20 protein-coding genes are annotated in these 12,780 nt (G+C 49.2%); 11 read left to right on the forward strand and 9 right to left on the reverse strand.

Going from position 1 to position 12,780, the window contains the following annotated elements; all coding sequences use genetic code 11:
• Nucleotides 1–3: 3 nt before the first annotated feature.
• The 7 genes from MTH_RS02740 to MTH_RS02770 form a co-directional block, all read right to left on the reverse strand.
• Complete coding sequence (locus MTH_RS02740; protein ID WP_238374235.1) at nt 4–888, reverse strand: tetratricopeptide repeat protein; 885 nt, start codon at nt 886–888, stop codon at nt 4–6.
• A gap of 228 nt (nt 889–1,116) precedes the next feature.
• Nucleotides 1,117–1,791: an RAD55 family ATPase gene (locus tag MTH_RS02745; RefSeq protein WP_010876231.1), complete on the reverse strand. Its 675-nt coding sequence runs from the start codon at nt 1,789–1,791 to the stop codon at nt 1,117–1,119.
• A gap of 1 nt (nt 1,792) precedes the next feature.
• A complete protein-coding gene (locus MTH_RS02750) occupies nt 1,793–2,494 on the reverse strand; it encodes an RAD55 family ATPase (protein ID WP_010876232.1) in 702 nt (233 codons plus the stop codon).
• Nucleotides 2,495–3,670, reverse strand: a complete 1,176-nt coding sequence (locus tag MTH_RS02755; protein ID WP_048060852.1) for an ATPase domain-containing protein — start codon at nt 3,668–3,670, stop codon at nt 2,495–2,497.
• A gap of 2 nt (nt 3,671–3,672) precedes the next feature.
• Nucleotides 3,673–4,050 carry a roadblock/LC7 domain-containing protein gene (locus MTH_RS02760; protein ID WP_048060853.1) on the reverse strand — a complete coding sequence of 126 codons (378 nt, stop codon included), beginning with the start codon at nt 4,048–4,050 and terminating at the stop codon, nt 3,673–3,675.
• Between the two features lie 149 nt (nt 4,051–4,199).
• Nucleotides 4,200–4,655 (reverse strand): hypothetical protein, encoded by a 456-nt coding sequence (locus tag MTH_RS02765; RefSeq protein ID WP_193330367.1) that lies wholly within the window; start codon nt 4,653–4,655, stop codon nt 4,200–4,202.
• Nucleotides 4,656–4,729: 74 nt separating this feature from the next.
• A complete protein-coding gene (locus MTH_RS02770) occupies nt 4,730–5,170 on the reverse strand; it encodes a hypothetical protein (protein ID WP_010876236.1) in 441 nt (146 codons plus the stop codon).
• A gap of 56 nt (nt 5,171–5,226) precedes the next feature.
• On the opposite strand from MTH_RS02770, the gene MTH_RS02775 reads away from it, so the two are divergent.
• The 7 genes from MTH_RS02775 to cobM all read left to right on the forward strand — a co-directional run bounded on the left by MTH_RS02775 (nt 5,227) and on the right by cobM (nt 8,626).
• Nucleotides 5,227–5,670, forward strand: a complete 444-nt coding sequence (locus tag MTH_RS02775; protein WP_143485750.1) for a methyl-coenzyme M reductase family protein — start codon at nt 5,227–5,229, stop codon at nt 5,668–5,670.
• A gap of 94 nt (nt 5,671–5,764) precedes the next feature.
• On the forward strand, nt 5,765–5,983 hold the full coding sequence (locus MTH_RS02780; protein ID WP_010876238.1) for a hypothetical protein: 219 nt from the start codon (nt 5,765–5,767) through the stop codon (nt 5,981–5,983).
• 205 nt (nt 5,984–6,188) lie between these two features.
• Nucleotides 6,189–6,326, forward strand: coding sequence for a hypothetical protein (locus MTH_RS09750; protein ID WP_158296328.1), 138 nt, complete (start codon nt 6,189–6,191; stop codon nt 6,324–6,326).
• A 230-nt stretch (nt 6,327–6,556) separates the two neighbouring features.
• Nucleotides 6,557–6,700 (forward strand): hypothetical protein, encoded by a 144-nt coding sequence (locus MTH_RS09755; protein WP_158296329.1) that lies wholly within the window; start codon nt 6,557–6,559, stop codon nt 6,698–6,700.
• Nucleotides 6,697–6,942, forward strand: a complete 246-nt coding sequence (locus MTH_RS02785; protein WP_048060854.1) for a TIGR00304 family membrane protein — start codon at nt 6,697–6,699, stop codon at nt 6,940–6,942. The genes MTH_RS09755 and MTH_RS02785 overlap by 4 nt, the downstream gene beginning before the upstream one ends.
• A gap of 10 nt (nt 6,943–6,952) precedes the next feature.
• Nucleotides 6,953–7,801 (forward strand): DUF166 domain-containing protein, encoded by an 849-nt coding sequence (locus MTH_RS02790; RefSeq protein WP_048061232.1) that lies wholly within the window; start codon nt 6,953–6,955, stop codon nt 7,799–7,801.
• A 90-nt stretch (nt 7,802–7,891) separates the two neighbouring features.
• Nucleotides 7,892–8,626: a precorrin-4 C(11)-methyltransferase gene (cobM, locus tag MTH_RS02795; protein WP_010876241.1), complete on the forward strand. Its 735-nt coding sequence runs from the start codon at nt 7,892–7,894 to the stop codon at nt 8,624–8,626.
• A 72-nt stretch (nt 8,627–8,698) separates the two neighbouring features.
• Here the strand turns inward: cobM and MTH_RS02800 are convergent, their stop codons facing one another.
• Nucleotides 8,699–9,082: a CopG family ribbon-helix-helix protein gene (locus MTH_RS02800; RefSeq protein WP_010876242.1), complete on the reverse strand. Its 384-nt coding sequence runs from the start codon at nt 9,080–9,082 to the stop codon at nt 8,699–8,701.
• Between the two features lie 116 nt (nt 9,083–9,198).
• On the opposite strand from MTH_RS02800, the gene MTH_RS02805 reads away from it, so the two are divergent.
• From MTH_RS02805 to MTH_RS02820, 4 genes are all read left to right on the forward strand, one after another.
• Nucleotides 9,199–10,086 carry a metal ABC transporter solute-binding protein, Zn/Mn family gene (locus MTH_RS02805; RefSeq protein ID WP_010876243.1) on the forward strand — a complete coding sequence of 296 codons (888 nt, stop codon included), beginning with the start codon at nt 9,199–9,201 and terminating at the stop codon, nt 10,084–10,086.
• A complete protein-coding gene (locus MTH_RS02810; RefSeq protein ID WP_010876244.1) occupies nt 10,083–10,835 on the forward strand; it encodes a metal ABC transporter ATP-binding protein in 753 nt (250 codons plus the stop codon). Before MTH_RS02805 ends, MTH_RS02810 begins: the two co-directional genes overlap by 4 nt.
• A gap of 105 nt (nt 10,836–10,940) precedes the next feature.
• Nucleotides 10,941–11,747: a metal ABC transporter permease gene (locus MTH_RS02815; RefSeq protein ID WP_048060855.1), complete on the forward strand. Its 807-nt coding sequence runs from the start codon at nt 10,941–10,943 to the stop codon at nt 11,745–11,747.
• 75 nt (nt 11,748–11,822) lie between these two features.
• Nucleotides 11,823–12,029 carry a hypothetical protein gene (locus MTH_RS02820; RefSeq protein ID WP_010876246.1) on the forward strand — a complete coding sequence of 69 codons (207 nt, stop codon included), beginning with the start codon at nt 11,823–11,825 and terminating at the stop codon, nt 12,027–12,029.
• Between the two features lie 71 nt (nt 12,030–12,100).
• On the opposite strand, the gene rpiA is transcribed toward MTH_RS02820, so the two are convergent.
• Nucleotides 12,101–12,769 (reverse strand): ribose-5-phosphate isomerase RpiA, encoded by a 669-nt coding sequence (gene rpiA, locus MTH_RS02825; protein ID WP_048060856.1) that lies wholly within the window; start codon nt 12,767–12,769, stop codon nt 12,101–12,103.
• Nucleotides 12,770–12,780 lie beyond the last annotated feature (11 nt).

Below are 12,780 nucleotides of genomic sequence, written 5' to 3' on the forward strand. Positions count from 1 at the left end.
CCCCTAAAAACTGTATAATGTGTTCAGAAGTTCAAGGGTAACTGACTCCAGTTCCTTTTCATCGAGTTTCTGGAGTATCTCAACTGCGGCCCTGAAACTGGATGCAACACCATCAGCATTATTCCTTATGAAGTCAAGGGTCCCGAGGAGGACCAGGGCTACTGCGAGGCCAAGCTCATTATTTGTTTTCCTGAAGAGCGCCTCAGCCTTTTTAAGGTATCTCCGGGACTCATCAAAGTCCTCATTTTTAAGGGAATAGAGGCCAAGGAGTAGCTGGAGTGATGCCTCAGTGGATGTGTCACCTATATCCCTGGCAATCTGGTAGGCCTCCATTATCTGTGAGATTGAATCCTCATAGGAACCTGCCTCATAGAGTGTTAGGGACTGGACACTGTCAACCAGCCTGTTAAGCAGGGGCTCAATGACCTCAAGGTCAACCTCCGGCATCCCGGATTCAGACTCCTCCCGGAGCCTGTTGATGCTGGCTATATCCATGGCCTCCCTGATCTTCTCAACCTCCTTGATCTTCTCCCTTAGATCAGCCCTTAGAGGTGAGTTAACTGATGTGTAGATTCTGAGGGCCTCCATGAAGTATTCCATGGCGGTCTTAACCTTTCTATCGCTGAGGTAGACGTCACCCATGGAGTCAAGGGCAAAGGCCATGAGTTCCTCGTCATTCATTTCAGAGGCCACCCTGTAGGCCCTTTCAAGGTAATCAAGGGCCTCGCGAGTATCACCCTCCTCGGCGTAGAATCCTGCTATCCTTACAAGGGTGTCAAATTCCTCCTCAAGAAGATCTTCAAGTTTTCGGAGATACTTCTCAAGTGATTCGCCCTCATCTTCACCCCTGAGAAAATCAAAGATTCCCAGAACAGCAAATATCATCATCATAGCCCCGGAGATTTTATAATAGTATTATTTCGGTCCAGATTTAAATACCTATTTCCGGAAGACGTAATAGCTCCAGATTTAAATACCCGGGAACAGAATACCCCAGTATTTTCTGATATGAGTGATTATAAAGATGGGCCAATTGCCCTTCATGTTATCAGCCCACTTTAATGCCCTGATCCGTTATCCTCGGATACAAGCAATGAGTTATTGCCCTTCATGTTATCAGCCCACTTTAATGCCCTGATCCGTTATCATGTAGGGTGCCTCCGTCCTTTCACCATCCATTACAGCAGATATCACTGATCCATCCATCTGGATGTGCACATCAAAGAGGCCGGGTATCTCCTCCTCTATATCCTCATCAGCAACACCTGCTGTATATGTCACGAGGGCGATGCCCCCCGCATCCCTCACACGGTCATTGTAGGCCTTCAGAACCCTTAGAACAAGTTTTGGGGGGTTGAATGCCAGTAGAATGGATGCTGAGTCAAACACGGATATCATGGTGCCCTCCTCCTGGTAGAGGCTCCTCGTCGATATCCCCACCTTCACCATGAGGTCCGTTGTGTTCTGGATGGCCGAGTACCTCACGTTTCCAGAGTCCCGGGGTTTACCCCCTGCAAGACCTGTGGGGAGGTCTATTACATGAAGTTTATCTGCGAGGGACTGGATGAACCAGTTGAATGCCATGGTGTTCCTCTGAAGATCCCTGTAACCGTATTCAGCCGCTATGAAGAGGCAGGGGTTCCGTCTCTGAAGGGCCCGGTAGGTGAACTCTGTTGCAAGTACTGTCTTACCAACCTTTGGGGGGCCTGTTAACAGCATGAGGTACCCTGGCTCAGGTTTGCCGAGAACAGCGTCAAGACCCGCTATACCTGTGCTGTAGTTTTCGCTCATGTTATCCCTCGTGGACCACCTTAATGCCTGAATCGTCTATGGTATAGGGGGCGCTGACCCTGCCTGTCCCCACCATCGCCTCAACTGTAAGTTCGGATCCATCGAGGTGTATTATGTTATCAACAACTGCCTTGAGCATGGTCTCCACCTTCGGATCAGCCGAACCCTCGGTGTAGGTTACCACAGCTGTTCCACCGGCTTCCTTGATCCTCATTATGTATGCTGTAAGAACACGGACTATTAGCATCTCATCATTGAAGGCCATGAGGGTTGTGAGGGAGTCAAGGACCGACCTGAACATGCTGTAACGGTTCGTGATGTTCCTTATGGCAACCCCGAGTTTCACCATAATATCTGTGGGGTTGTGGACCGATGAGGAGAAGTATGTGCTGCCCTCATCACCTGAAGGACCTGATATGCTGGATATGGCGTCTATCACATAGAGGAGTTCCTTCTGCAGGTATGATTCAGGGTCCATGCCAAGTACAGCCATATTCCTTTTCAGGTCGGATAATCCATAATCTGCAGATATGTAGAGGCACGGTTCATCCATCTCAGCCCCGCCGGCTGCAAACCCATAGGCGAATATTGATTTACCGACCTTCGGTGGACCGTAAACCATGGTAACAGTGTTTTCAGGTATGGAAGCGCCGCCCATGAGTTCATCGAGGCCCCTTATTCCAGAAGGAATTCTGACAATCATTCAACCACCGTATAGAAGTCCGAGGAGCGTGTCGAGGGCATCCCTTACACCCCACCCCTCCGTCACCGAGGCGGGTACTATGGGGACATCCGCTCCAAGTTTCATCATTTCCCTTATCTCCTCAGGTGAAAGGGCTCCAGGGAGGTCCTGCTTGTTCGCAACAACGACCTTGGGTATAGCTTCGGCCCTTGTCTTCCTTATCATCTCCTTGGCCCTTGCGAAGGTCTCGGGTGCAGTTGAATCAAGGAGTATGAATGCGCCAACAGCCTCCCTTGAGAGCACATCAAGTATCATGTCAAATCTCTCCTGACCGGGAGTCCCGAAAATATCCGCCATGAAGCCCTTATATTCAAGGTGACCTATGTCCATTGCAATGGTTGTGGGGAATGCCGAAAGGGCCTTCCTGTCCACCGAGACCGACTTCGTGGCTATTGCCCTGACGAAACTTGATTTCCCGGAGTTGTAGGGGCCTGTTACAAGTATCTTCGGTACATAGACCTTAACGCCTCCGGGCTGAACAACAAAGAAGAGTACCATGGTTGATGGGGGTTCTGACCAGGCTGAATTGGCCACCATGAAGCCCTGACCTATTATGACCCTCTCCTCGATCGTCCTGAGATTCACGACACAGTCCATGCTCTCCCTGAGCTTATCAATGAGTTCAGGTTCATAGTCCCATTCAGTGAAGAGGTAGACGAGGTTCACATCCAGTTCAGAGGCCCTTCTGTTCCATGCTTCAACTATCTCAAGGGTGTCACCGTTGCCAAGGTAGTCTATAATGACTGAAAGATTGTTTATTATCCCAACACCGCCGGGTATATCATTTATGGCATTAAGAACAACATCCTTTATCTCGGAGTAGTCATTAACAGTATAACGCTGATCTGATGGCATCCCAAGGAACGGTGAGCTACCATCTACAAAGAAAAGGTTGCCATTTTCAATATGTGACTCTATATCCCAGCCATAGGATCTGAATTCATATATTATACTCTCAGGTTCCTCAACATTTGTGAATATGAAACCTCTGGTCCCCTCATCCAGGCGGCCGTTTAGCATCTGGTAACCGAATGCCTCATAGTCAACACCCGGGGATGCTGAGAACATGATGGAGGCTCCCTCCTTCACTCCGCCGCCCAGAAGGTCGTCGAGCTTCGGAATGTATGTCTTATTCATGTTCACATCTCCCTGAGGATTTCATCCACCTGTGCTGCACGTGAATCCATCTCAAATAGCAGAAGCCCGAGCTGGGCCTCTGGTTCTGCCAGGGCCGTGAATATAGCCTTCTCCCCTGCAGGTTTGAGTATGATTATCCCCTTCTCGGTCCTCACGGTTATCTCAGAAACAGTTCCTGTGTTCATCTGACCTGAAGCTGCCTCTGCAGCACCCATTATCGTTGAACAGAGGGCTGAGAATATTCTTGCATCAACATCCGGAGGTGTCCTTGCATTTATGAGCAGCCCCTCCTTTGAAACAATACCCGCAGCCCTTATCTGACCCACCTGCATAAATGCAGATAGAACATCATCCAGCTTTTCCTTCTTTGTCTTGGTCATCAATACACCCCAGTAACCCTGTGACCGGTTATCATAAGCCGCAACCCCGGTGAGGAGTATTACAGAGTAATTATGTTACTGACCACTTATATCCCTTTAGATTTTGTCCTCTCAGTTACTGGCCCCTTATATCCTATTCAGTCATCTCACTACACCCAGATGGTCTCTGATGTTGTGAACACATAGTGATCTGAAAAGGCAGGGTTATGGTAGGTGTTTGTGAGGTTCTCTGTGCCGAAGGTCCTTGAGATGGATCTCCTGATGCAGAAGTTAACACGGTCAGAGATGGACTCCCTCAGGGATGGTTTCATGGGTGGACCCGACAGCCACGCCCTTAAACGGAATTTTCTCCTCCCATAGGTGCTGCTGTAGCCATCTTCAATCAGTTCAACCCTCACAACCCTCACACTGGATGGTTCAAGGAGTTCCGGCTTCCGGGACTGGTAATCATCAAAGGTGACAGCCGGGTACACAGCGATGGTGTCGGTGAAGGCACCCTCAGATGCCCCGGTCCTTGCAGCTGAGTGTGCCTCCATCAGTTCAAGCTGGAACTGTATCTGTCCGGCAAAAAGGACCGCGAGGATCAATGAGATGCCAGCCAGCATCATATACTCTGCTGCAGCCTGACCCTGCCGGGCCCTGGATCATTCCATCTGAAAGCATGCACGTGACACCCTCCTCAGCTCGCTTCTGAGACCATGATAACCGTCCTGTTATTCCTGGGCGTGTTCCTGATGGAGTACCTCCCACCGGGTTCAAGGTAAACCCCGGGTGTCCTGCCATAACCATCAGCAACAACCACCGGGTAAATAGTGGAGAATGCCCTCTGGCCGTCTGCCCAGCCATAGACCCCGCTTGAGTTGACCAGCACACTGTAGTCATCAGTGTGGTTGAGGCGCTCTGGCAGTTCCACCACCACCTCATGACCCGGTCCGCCTGCAGTGGCAAGGTTAACAGCCTCTGCAACATCTTCCAGGAGTATTCTCATCTCAAGGAGCCTCTCATCTGAGTAAACACCTTCAAGCCTTGCACCGGCAATAGATACCATCACTGATGCCAGCAGAAGTGTGAAGAAGAGCCAGGTTACTGCATCTGCTGTCACAACACCTTCTGAATCCATGGAAATTATTAATAAATTTTATTATATAAATATTACTAACGCTGGTGTATTATAGGTTGATCTACATAGAGTGTAACATGTACTCCCTCGTGGTCTTCACTGGAGGACCCCACAACTTCCATGAACTTGAAGAGTTCATTGAGGATGCAGGCGGTATCATAATACAGAGGGACACATTCAGTGTACACCGCGGTCAGTATTTCCTGAGAAACGAGGTCAGGGTTCTCTGCATAATCCCCCGCTGCGATGAGGATTCCCTTACTGAAACAGCCCGCAGAATAAAGGGTGAAGTGGAGGGCCTCGATGCCGATGATGAAACCAGAGAAATGATTGAGTCCATCATGGATGTCTACGACCAGCTTGCAGGTGAAGCATCCTGGACAGCTGAAGATGAAATTGGAGTGGATGGGGGGCTCCTCCATGAGATGGTGGAAATGGAGCTTCTGGATGTAAGAAGCAGGAACGGGGTGAACGAATACCGCCTTTCAGTACAAAAATGAAGCTGACTAACAAAGGCTAAACAGAAGATGAAGCGCCGCTACATGAACCCTTTATCCAGGTGATTCACCATACCGTTATAGTGGAGGATTTAAAGTGACAGATGAAATAAAACAGCTCGTGATAGGTATAAGCAGGGAAAGAGAAATAATTGTAAGGAGCAACCGGGGCCGCATATACCCTGTAAAGGTGTCGGATGACCTCGATTTCAGCTGTGAGGACCTCTTCAGGAACCCTGATATGGAACTCTACGCCACCATTAACACCGAAACCCAGCCCTGGGAATGCGTATCCCTTGAATACGTTAAGCCCTGATTTTTAACTCATCAATTCAATTTCTTTTTTATTTTGCACATGACACTCTGCTATTCTGATCTCAAGATGCTGATTGGATCTACTTAAATGACACCTCTCGCCTATGTCAGAACTGATGAGGCACAAACAGATAGGCCAGGTGAACTGCAGCACCCACCAATTCATGAGAAAAATTTAAATAAAAGTATGAACAACTCATGGATCCATGTACAGCATAATCGTATTCTGTGGAGGATATTACAGGTTCGATGAGTCCAGGGAGTTCATTGAAGACATTGGAGGTCTTATGATCAGCAGAGACGCTTTAAACATTAGAAAAGGAATATTTTTTCCTCAGAAATGAGCTGAGAGTCCTCTGCCTAGTTCTGAAGATGAAGTGGAGAACGTCACCCGTGAGGCCTCAAGGATAAGGTGAAATTGAGATACCCGTGGTTGCGGCGGATGCAGAGGATAGAATACTATCCTGCTTCGGGATACACCATATGCTTGCAGGGACTGACTGGAAATTCCGCTGATGAAAGAGAAAACCTCACAGGAATCCCTGCTGACTGAATCCCCAATACGATGGTGGAAATGGAACTGCTCAAAAGAAGACATGAAGGAGAATATGAATACCGGATTCCATTCACTGAAGACCGAGATAGGTTGAAAGGTGGGCATAAAGACATCAGCAATAAATACAACCTCCCACAGATAATGCTGTGGAGGATAAGATGAGAGGAGAAGTTCTCATACCAGCTGGAGTAATTCTGATAGTAGCGGGTATACTTTTAACCTTCATCGGAGGGGCCATAACAGCTGGCTCCCAGTCAAAGGATAAGGGTGAGGTGAAGGCTGCCGGGGTTGTCATGATAGGCCCCATACCCATAATCTTTGGAAGCGACAGAAACATGGCAATAACCGGCGTGGTCCTGGCACTGATCCTCATGGTCGTGGCCTATCTCCTCTTCTACAGGTAGAGGTATCATGATGAGGATCATAATGGTAACCGCAGGGAATTACGGTGCCAGGGTAGTTAACACCATGGCAGTTCACGGCCTCGCCCCACAGATTGTGGCCGTCTTCGACTACACAGGGGAGGGCGGGGATTTCCTCGATGACCCATCATCCCTCCTCCCGGCCAGGACCCCTGATGCAGATCTAACCGTTGCAGCTGGACTTGGGGGTGACCTGAACCTTGTTGCAGCTGAGATAGCAGCTGAATCAGGGTCAGGAGGTATCATAGTGGAATCACATGCCCCTGGCCAGCTACCTGATGGTCTGAGATCAGAGATAGACTCCCTGGTGGATTGTGCGATCTTCCCCACACCCTTCTGTTCCCTTGAACCCGTCGGGAACCCCCACATCGATGCCTTCGCATCCAGGTTCGGTAAACCTGAAGTTGAAATGGAGGGGAATGAAAGGGTGGTGTCGGTGAAGGTTAAAAGAAGCGCACCCTGCGGCTCCACCTTCTATGTTGCAGAGAACATAAGGGGGGTCCCCCTGGATGAGGTGGACGTGGCTGCAGGTGAAAAATTCCATAATTACCCCTGCCTGGCATCCATGGAGGTGGATCCACGCTTCGGGGATACACATCTACATGTGGCAGGTTACCTCACAAGGGAGGCCTTCAAGAGGGCCGCAGGGGTGCCGGGTGCCCATGCAGAGGTTGATCCCGAGGTCTGCAGGGGAGCTGAATGCGGATTCATCTGCATGGATGTTTGCCCCCTCGTGAGGTTATCCAGGGGGACGATAAGGAGGGGTGTGACCGCAGAGGTTGACCCATTCTCCTGCGGTGCCTGTGAGAAGTGCATGAGGGAATGCCCCTCAGGGCCATAAAAATGATGGGCCCCGGAAAAAAGATAATCAGGGGATGATAATCTGAGTGGAAAGGAAACTCGAGATAATAAAACAGGAAGTGTCATATTCATGGGGGCAGGGCCAGGAGACCCTGAACTCATAACACTGAAAGCTGTGCGCGCCCTCAGAGGGGCTGATGTTGTAATATACGCAGGTTCACTTGTAAACAGGGATATACTTGAATATGCGCCTGAAGATGCGGAGGTCCACAACAGCGCACACATGAACCTGGAGGAGATAACAGATATAATGGTGGAGGCCTGCAGGGCAGGTAAGACCGTTGCAAGGGTTCACACCGGTGACCCCTCAATCTACGGAGCCATAAAGGAACAGATAAGGGTTCTCGAGAAAAACAGCATACCCTACACCATCATACCGGGTGTGAGTTCTGTCTTTGCAGCTGCAGCCACACTGAACACTGAGCTGACCCTCCCTGAGGTCTCCCAGACTGTCATAATAACAAGGCCCGCTGGAAGGACACCGGTACCTCCAGGTGAGGATCTTGAGGAGCTTGCAGTCCACGGGTCAACCATGTGCATCTTCCTGGGTGTTCATATGATAGAGGATGTTGCAGAAAAACTCATGACCCACTACCCGCCGGATACCCCTGTGGCCGTTGTTAAGAGGGCATCCTGGCCGGATGAAGAGGTTGTGAGGGGCACACTGTCGGATATAGCTGAAAGGGTGAGGGCTGCCGGTATAAGTAAGACAGCCATGATCATTGTGGGGAGTGTGCTTGAACCAGGAGACTTCAAACCATCGAAACTCTATGACGCCGGATTCAGCCATGAATACCGGCCCTGAAAATCCTCCTTTAGATCAGAAAAAATATCTGTGAAATATTTAGATGCTCAAAAAAGCTGAATAATCCGGACATCAGAAGGTAACAAGCTTTATGTGTTTCATTTTACCGCAGGCAAGGAATCTCTCTGCAAGTTCCCTGACCCTCATGGATTCGCCCTCAATTATGAAGAGCTCGAGGCAGTTTCCATCCTTGAGGTGGCTGTGGAGCTGGGTGCCTATTATGTCCTCATAGTCATGCTTTATTTTGGTGACCAGGTCCTCCACCCTTCTCGGGTGTATGAGGAATAGCACAGCATTTATTTCACCATTTAATTCGTGAAGATTCCTTTTCTCATCGATAAGCATCCTTGCAGCTACCCTTATTACGTCTGACCTTCCCGAGAATCCCAGCTCATCCCTCAGGGCGTCTATCTCCTCCAGGAGCTTTTCACCGAGTGAAACACTGACAACCACCATGGAAGATCCTATCTTAATAAATGTTTATATATTTTATGTTAAAATTTATTAAATTTTATCGTTTATATTAACAATTATTATATGGTTGCGTTGACATAACTTAACAGGGTGGTTGGATGGAGAGGTGGAAGCCAGGTCTAATTGCAGTCATAACCGTCGTATCGGTGGCCGCCATGTACCTCATAACATCCACAACATCACCCTGGAGCAGTGGAGATAACATTACAGTCGCTGTGACCATAATGCCCCAGAAGGAATTCGTGGAGGCCATCGCCGGTGACCGTGCAGAGGTGGTTGTCCTAGTACCCGAGGGGGCCGACCCACACACCTATGAGCCAGAACCAGAAACCCTCAGGAAGGTTTCAGAGGCCAGGGCCTACTTCATAGTGGGATCAGGAATCGAGTTCGAAAACCACTACCTCAACAAGATAAGGAGCATGAACCCCCGGATGAGGATAATAAACACCTCAAGGGGTATAGAATTAATCCCAAACCAGGGAGAAGACCATCATCCAGCCGAAAGCCCCTATGACCCCCACGTATGGACATCCCCAGGAAACGCCATGATAATGGTTAACAACACCATGAGGGGCCTGCAGGAAATCGACCCCACCGGCAGCAGATACTACCAGGAAAACGCAGGCCTCTACACTGAAAAGCTCATGGACCTCGACTTCAGGATCAGGAAGGCCCTTGAAAAAAGGAGAGGAGAGAGCATGCTGGTTTACCATCCAGCATGGGGTTACTTCTGCAGGCAATACGGATTAAAACAGGTGGCGATTGAAAGAGAGGGGAAGGAACCAGGGCCAGGAACACTCTCCATGATAATCCAGGATGCCAGAGAAGGTGGTGTGAGGGTCATAATGGTATCACCCCAGTTCAGCAGAAAGAACGCCGAGCTTATAGCCCGTGAAATAGGTGCAGAGGTCGTTGTGGTGGACCCCCTTGGTGGAAACTACACGAAAAATATTGAAGCAATAGCAGAGGCTCTGAGGAGGAAATGAACATGCTCGCCATTGAAATGGAGGATTTAAGCTACTGCATCAATGGTAGGGAGATACTCAGGAACATAAACCTGAAGGTGCCCATGGGGGAACTCCTTGCAGTTATCGGACCAAACGGTGGTGGTAAAACAACCCTTCTCAGACTCATAACAGGGCAGATCAAACCAACCAGAGGAACCGTCAGGGTTCTTGGAATGAAACCAGAGGATTCAAGGTCAAGGATTGGCTACCTCCCCCAGAGGAGCCACTTTGAAACCGACTTCCCCATCAACATCCTCCAGACCGTTCTGATTGGAACCTACAGGAGATTCGAGGCACCCACAGATGATGACAGGAAAAAGGCCCTCAGGGCCCTTAAAATGGTTGGAATGCTGGAATACAGGGACCGGAAGATAGGCGAACTCTCAGGCGGAGAACTCCAGAGGGTATTCCTTGCAAGGGCTCTTGTAAGAGAACCGGACCTCCTGCTGCTTGATGAACCAACAGCAAGCGTAGACCCTGCATTCAGGGGTTCATTCTACAGGATAATCGATGAGCTGAGGGATGAAATGACCATAGTTATAGTATCCCATGACATAGGAACAGTGGCACGGCATGTGGACAGTGTTGCCTGCCTCAACCACCGGCTTTTCGTGCATGGAACCGTTGAGGAGGCCCTAAAATGCATTGATGATGCTTACGGATGTCCCGTGGAGTTACTTGCACATGGAATACCCCATAGAGTTCTTGAAGATCATCCCGATGAATGATTGAAATGCTGAATTCCCGGTATCCGAGTACAATGAGAAGATGACAGCATCAGCTGAATCACAGATACTGAATCCTTATGACGTGAACGATCCAAGGAAGGAGTGATGGGCTTGCTGGAGTTGCTGCAGTACCAGTTCATGAGGAACGCGGCTGTCGCAGCCATACTTGTAAGTATAGCTTGCGGTGCAGTTGGGAGCTACGTTGTAACAAAGAGGATAGTGTCAATAAGTGGCGGCATATCCCATGCAGCCTTTGGTGGCGTGGGCCTCGGCTACTTCCTCGGGGTGAACCCGATCACATCTGCCATACCCTTCACGGTGGCTGCAGCCCTTACGATGGGTGCAGTGACACGGAGGACCCGTATAAGTGAGGACACTGCAATAGGGGTGCTCTGGTCCGCAGGGATGGCCCTGGGTATACTTTTCATAAACCTCAGCCCGGGCTATGCACCGGACCTCTTCAGCTACCTCTTCGGTAACATACTCATGGTAGACAACGGGGACCTCTGGACCATGCTGGTGCTTGACCTCATCATAATATCAAGTGCCCTCCTGTTCAACAGGGAGTTCGTTGCCATCTGCTTTGATGAGGAGTACGCCGAGGTTCTGGGTGTCCCTGTCGACGCCTTCTACCTGTACCTCCTTGTCCTTGTTGCCATAAGTGTTGTGGTTCTCATAAAGGCTGCCGGAATAATACTTGTGATGGCCCTCCTAACAATCCCTGCAGCACTTGCAAAGGATTTCAGTTCAGATATGGCTGATATAATGGTTAAGGCATCGGCTATAGGTATAATCACGGCCCTCGCAGGCCTCTGGATCTCATATATATTCAACGTATCTTCAGGTGCAGTTATAGTGCTGGTCCTCACAGCTCTCTTTGGTGCTGTTCAGTTCATCAAAAGACGGTTTTGATTACATTTGAACTGATTGGCCTTAAAAGGGTATGAAGCCAATAAATACATTAAAGATGGTGCAGAACACTAGAACATGAAGTGCGGATCTGACCTCAGGGATACACTTAAATCGGCGATCGGTGATTACCTCAGCATAACCCTCATAACCGGTAAAACATATTATGGTGAGGTTAAAAGGGTGGAAACAGATTACATTAGCCTTGAATTAAAATTAAGGGGTGGTAGAACCACCACCACTGTCATAATACCACTTGCACATATCGTGACCATAACCCTATGATCACCTTAAAAACAGTGAAAGATATGGTAGTATCCACTGCCTTCCCAGCACAGCCTTAAAAACAGTAAAGGTCACCTGAGAATCTTAAGACCCTCAGAGGTACCTGCTATAACCATATCTGCAATTCCAGCGAATATGCCGTTCTCAACAACACCCGGTATGTTGTTCAGCCGGGACTCCATGGCTCCGGGATCATCAATAACACCAAAGGCCGCGTCAAGGACAAAGTTACCATTATCAGTAACAACAGGACCGTCCTTGCCCTCAGAGGACCTTATATTCACTGAAGCCCCCATTGACTCGAGTTTGAGCTTCACAGGCCTGCAAGCTGCGGGTATGACTTCAACAGGTAGTGGGAAGGCACCCAGTCTTTCAACAAGCTTTGATTCGTCCACAATAACTATGAAACTCGCGGCGGATGAGTCAACTATCTTCTCAAGGGTGTGGGCGGCCCCACCACCCTTTATAAGGTTGAGGTCCGGGTCAACCTCATCTGCACCGTCAACAGCCACATCAACATCATGTTCAGCGAGACTTGTAACCTTTATCCCTGACTCCGCTGCAAGGAACATTGACTGGTAGGATGTAGGTACACCCATAACCTCCAGTCCCTCCTCCCTGACACGTCTTCCAAGCTCCTCTATGAAGTAATGGGTTGTTGAACCTGTTCCAAGACCTACAACATCCCCATCATCTATTTCGTCAACCGCCCTCAAAGCAGCCATCTTCTTGAGATTCATAAATACCTCCA

This window comes from Methanothermobacter thermautotrophicus str. Delta H (assembly GCF_000008645.1).
Lineage (GTDB): Archaea > Methanobacteriota > Methanobacteria > Methanobacteriales > Methanothermobacteraceae > Methanothermobacter > Methanothermobacter thermautotrophicus.

Bases quoted from the DNA above. Each gene is read 5' to 3' on its own strand.
- MTH_RS02740 (WP_238374235.1), bottom strand. From the start codon at position 888: ATGATGATATTTGCTGTTCTGGGAATCTTTGATTTTCTCAGGGGTGAA.
- MTH_RS02745 (WP_010876231.1), bottom strand. From the start codon at position 1,791: ATGAGCGAAAACTACAGCACAGGTATAGCGGGTCTTGACGCTGTTCTC.
- MTH_RS02750 (WP_010876232.1), bottom strand. From the start codon at position 2,494: ATGATTGTCAGAATTCCTTCTGGAATAAGGGGCCTCGATGAACTCATG.
- MTH_RS02755 (WP_048060852.1), bottom strand. From the start codon at position 3,670: ATGAATAAGACATACATTCCGAAGCTCGACGACCTTCTGGGCGGCGGA.
- MTH_RS02760 (WP_048060853.1), bottom strand. From the start codon at position 4,050: ATGACCAAGACAAAGAAGGAAAAGCTGGATGATGTTCTATCTGCATTT.
- MTH_RS02765 (WP_193330367.1), bottom strand. From the start codon at position 4,655: ATGCTGGCTGGCATCTCATTGATCCTCGCGGTCCTTTTTGCCGGACAG.
- MTH_RS02770 (WP_010876236.1), bottom strand. From the start codon at position 5,170: ATGGATTCAGAAGGTGTTGTGACAGCAGATGCAGTAACCTGGCTCTTC.
- MTH_RS09750 (WP_158296328.1), top strand. From the start codon at position 6,189: ATGTACAGCATAATCGTATTCTGTGGAGGATATTACAGGTTCGATGAG.
- MTH_RS09755 (WP_158296329.1), top strand. From the start codon at position 6,557: ATGGAACTGCTCAAAAGAAGACATGAAGGAGAATATGAATACCGGATT.
- MTH_RS02785 (WP_048060854.1), top strand. From the start codon at position 6,697: ATGAGAGGAGAAGTTCTCATACCAGCTGGAGTAATTCTGATAGTAGCG.
- MTH_RS02790 (WP_048061232.1), top strand. From the start codon at position 6,953: ATGAGGATCATAATGGTAACCGCAGGGAATTACGGTGCCAGGGTAGTT.
- cobM (WP_010876241.1), top strand. From the start codon at position 7,892: ATGGGGGCAGGGCCAGGAGACCCTGAACTCATAACACTGAAAGCTGTG.
- MTH_RS02800 (WP_010876242.1), bottom strand. From the start codon at position 9,082: ATGGTGGTTGTCAGTGTTTCACTCGGTGAAAAGCTCCTGGAGGAGATA.
- MTH_RS02805 (WP_010876243.1), top strand. From the start codon at position 9,199: ATGGAGAGGTGGAAGCCAGGTCTAATTGCAGTCATAACCGTCGTATCG.
- MTH_RS02810 (WP_010876244.1), top strand. From the start codon at position 10,083: ATGAACATGCTCGCCATTGAAATGGAGGATTTAAGCTACTGCATCAAT.
- MTH_RS02815 (WP_048060855.1), top strand. From the start codon at position 10,941: ATGGGCTTGCTGGAGTTGCTGCAGTACCAGTTCATGAGGAACGCGGCT.
- MTH_RS02820 (WP_010876246.1), top strand. From the start codon at position 11,823: ATGAAGTGCGGATCTGACCTCAGGGATACACTTAAATCGGCGATCGGT.
- rpiA (WP_048060856.1), bottom strand. From the start codon at position 12,769: ATGAATCTCAAGAAGATGGCTGCTTTGAGGGCGGTTGACGAAATAGAT.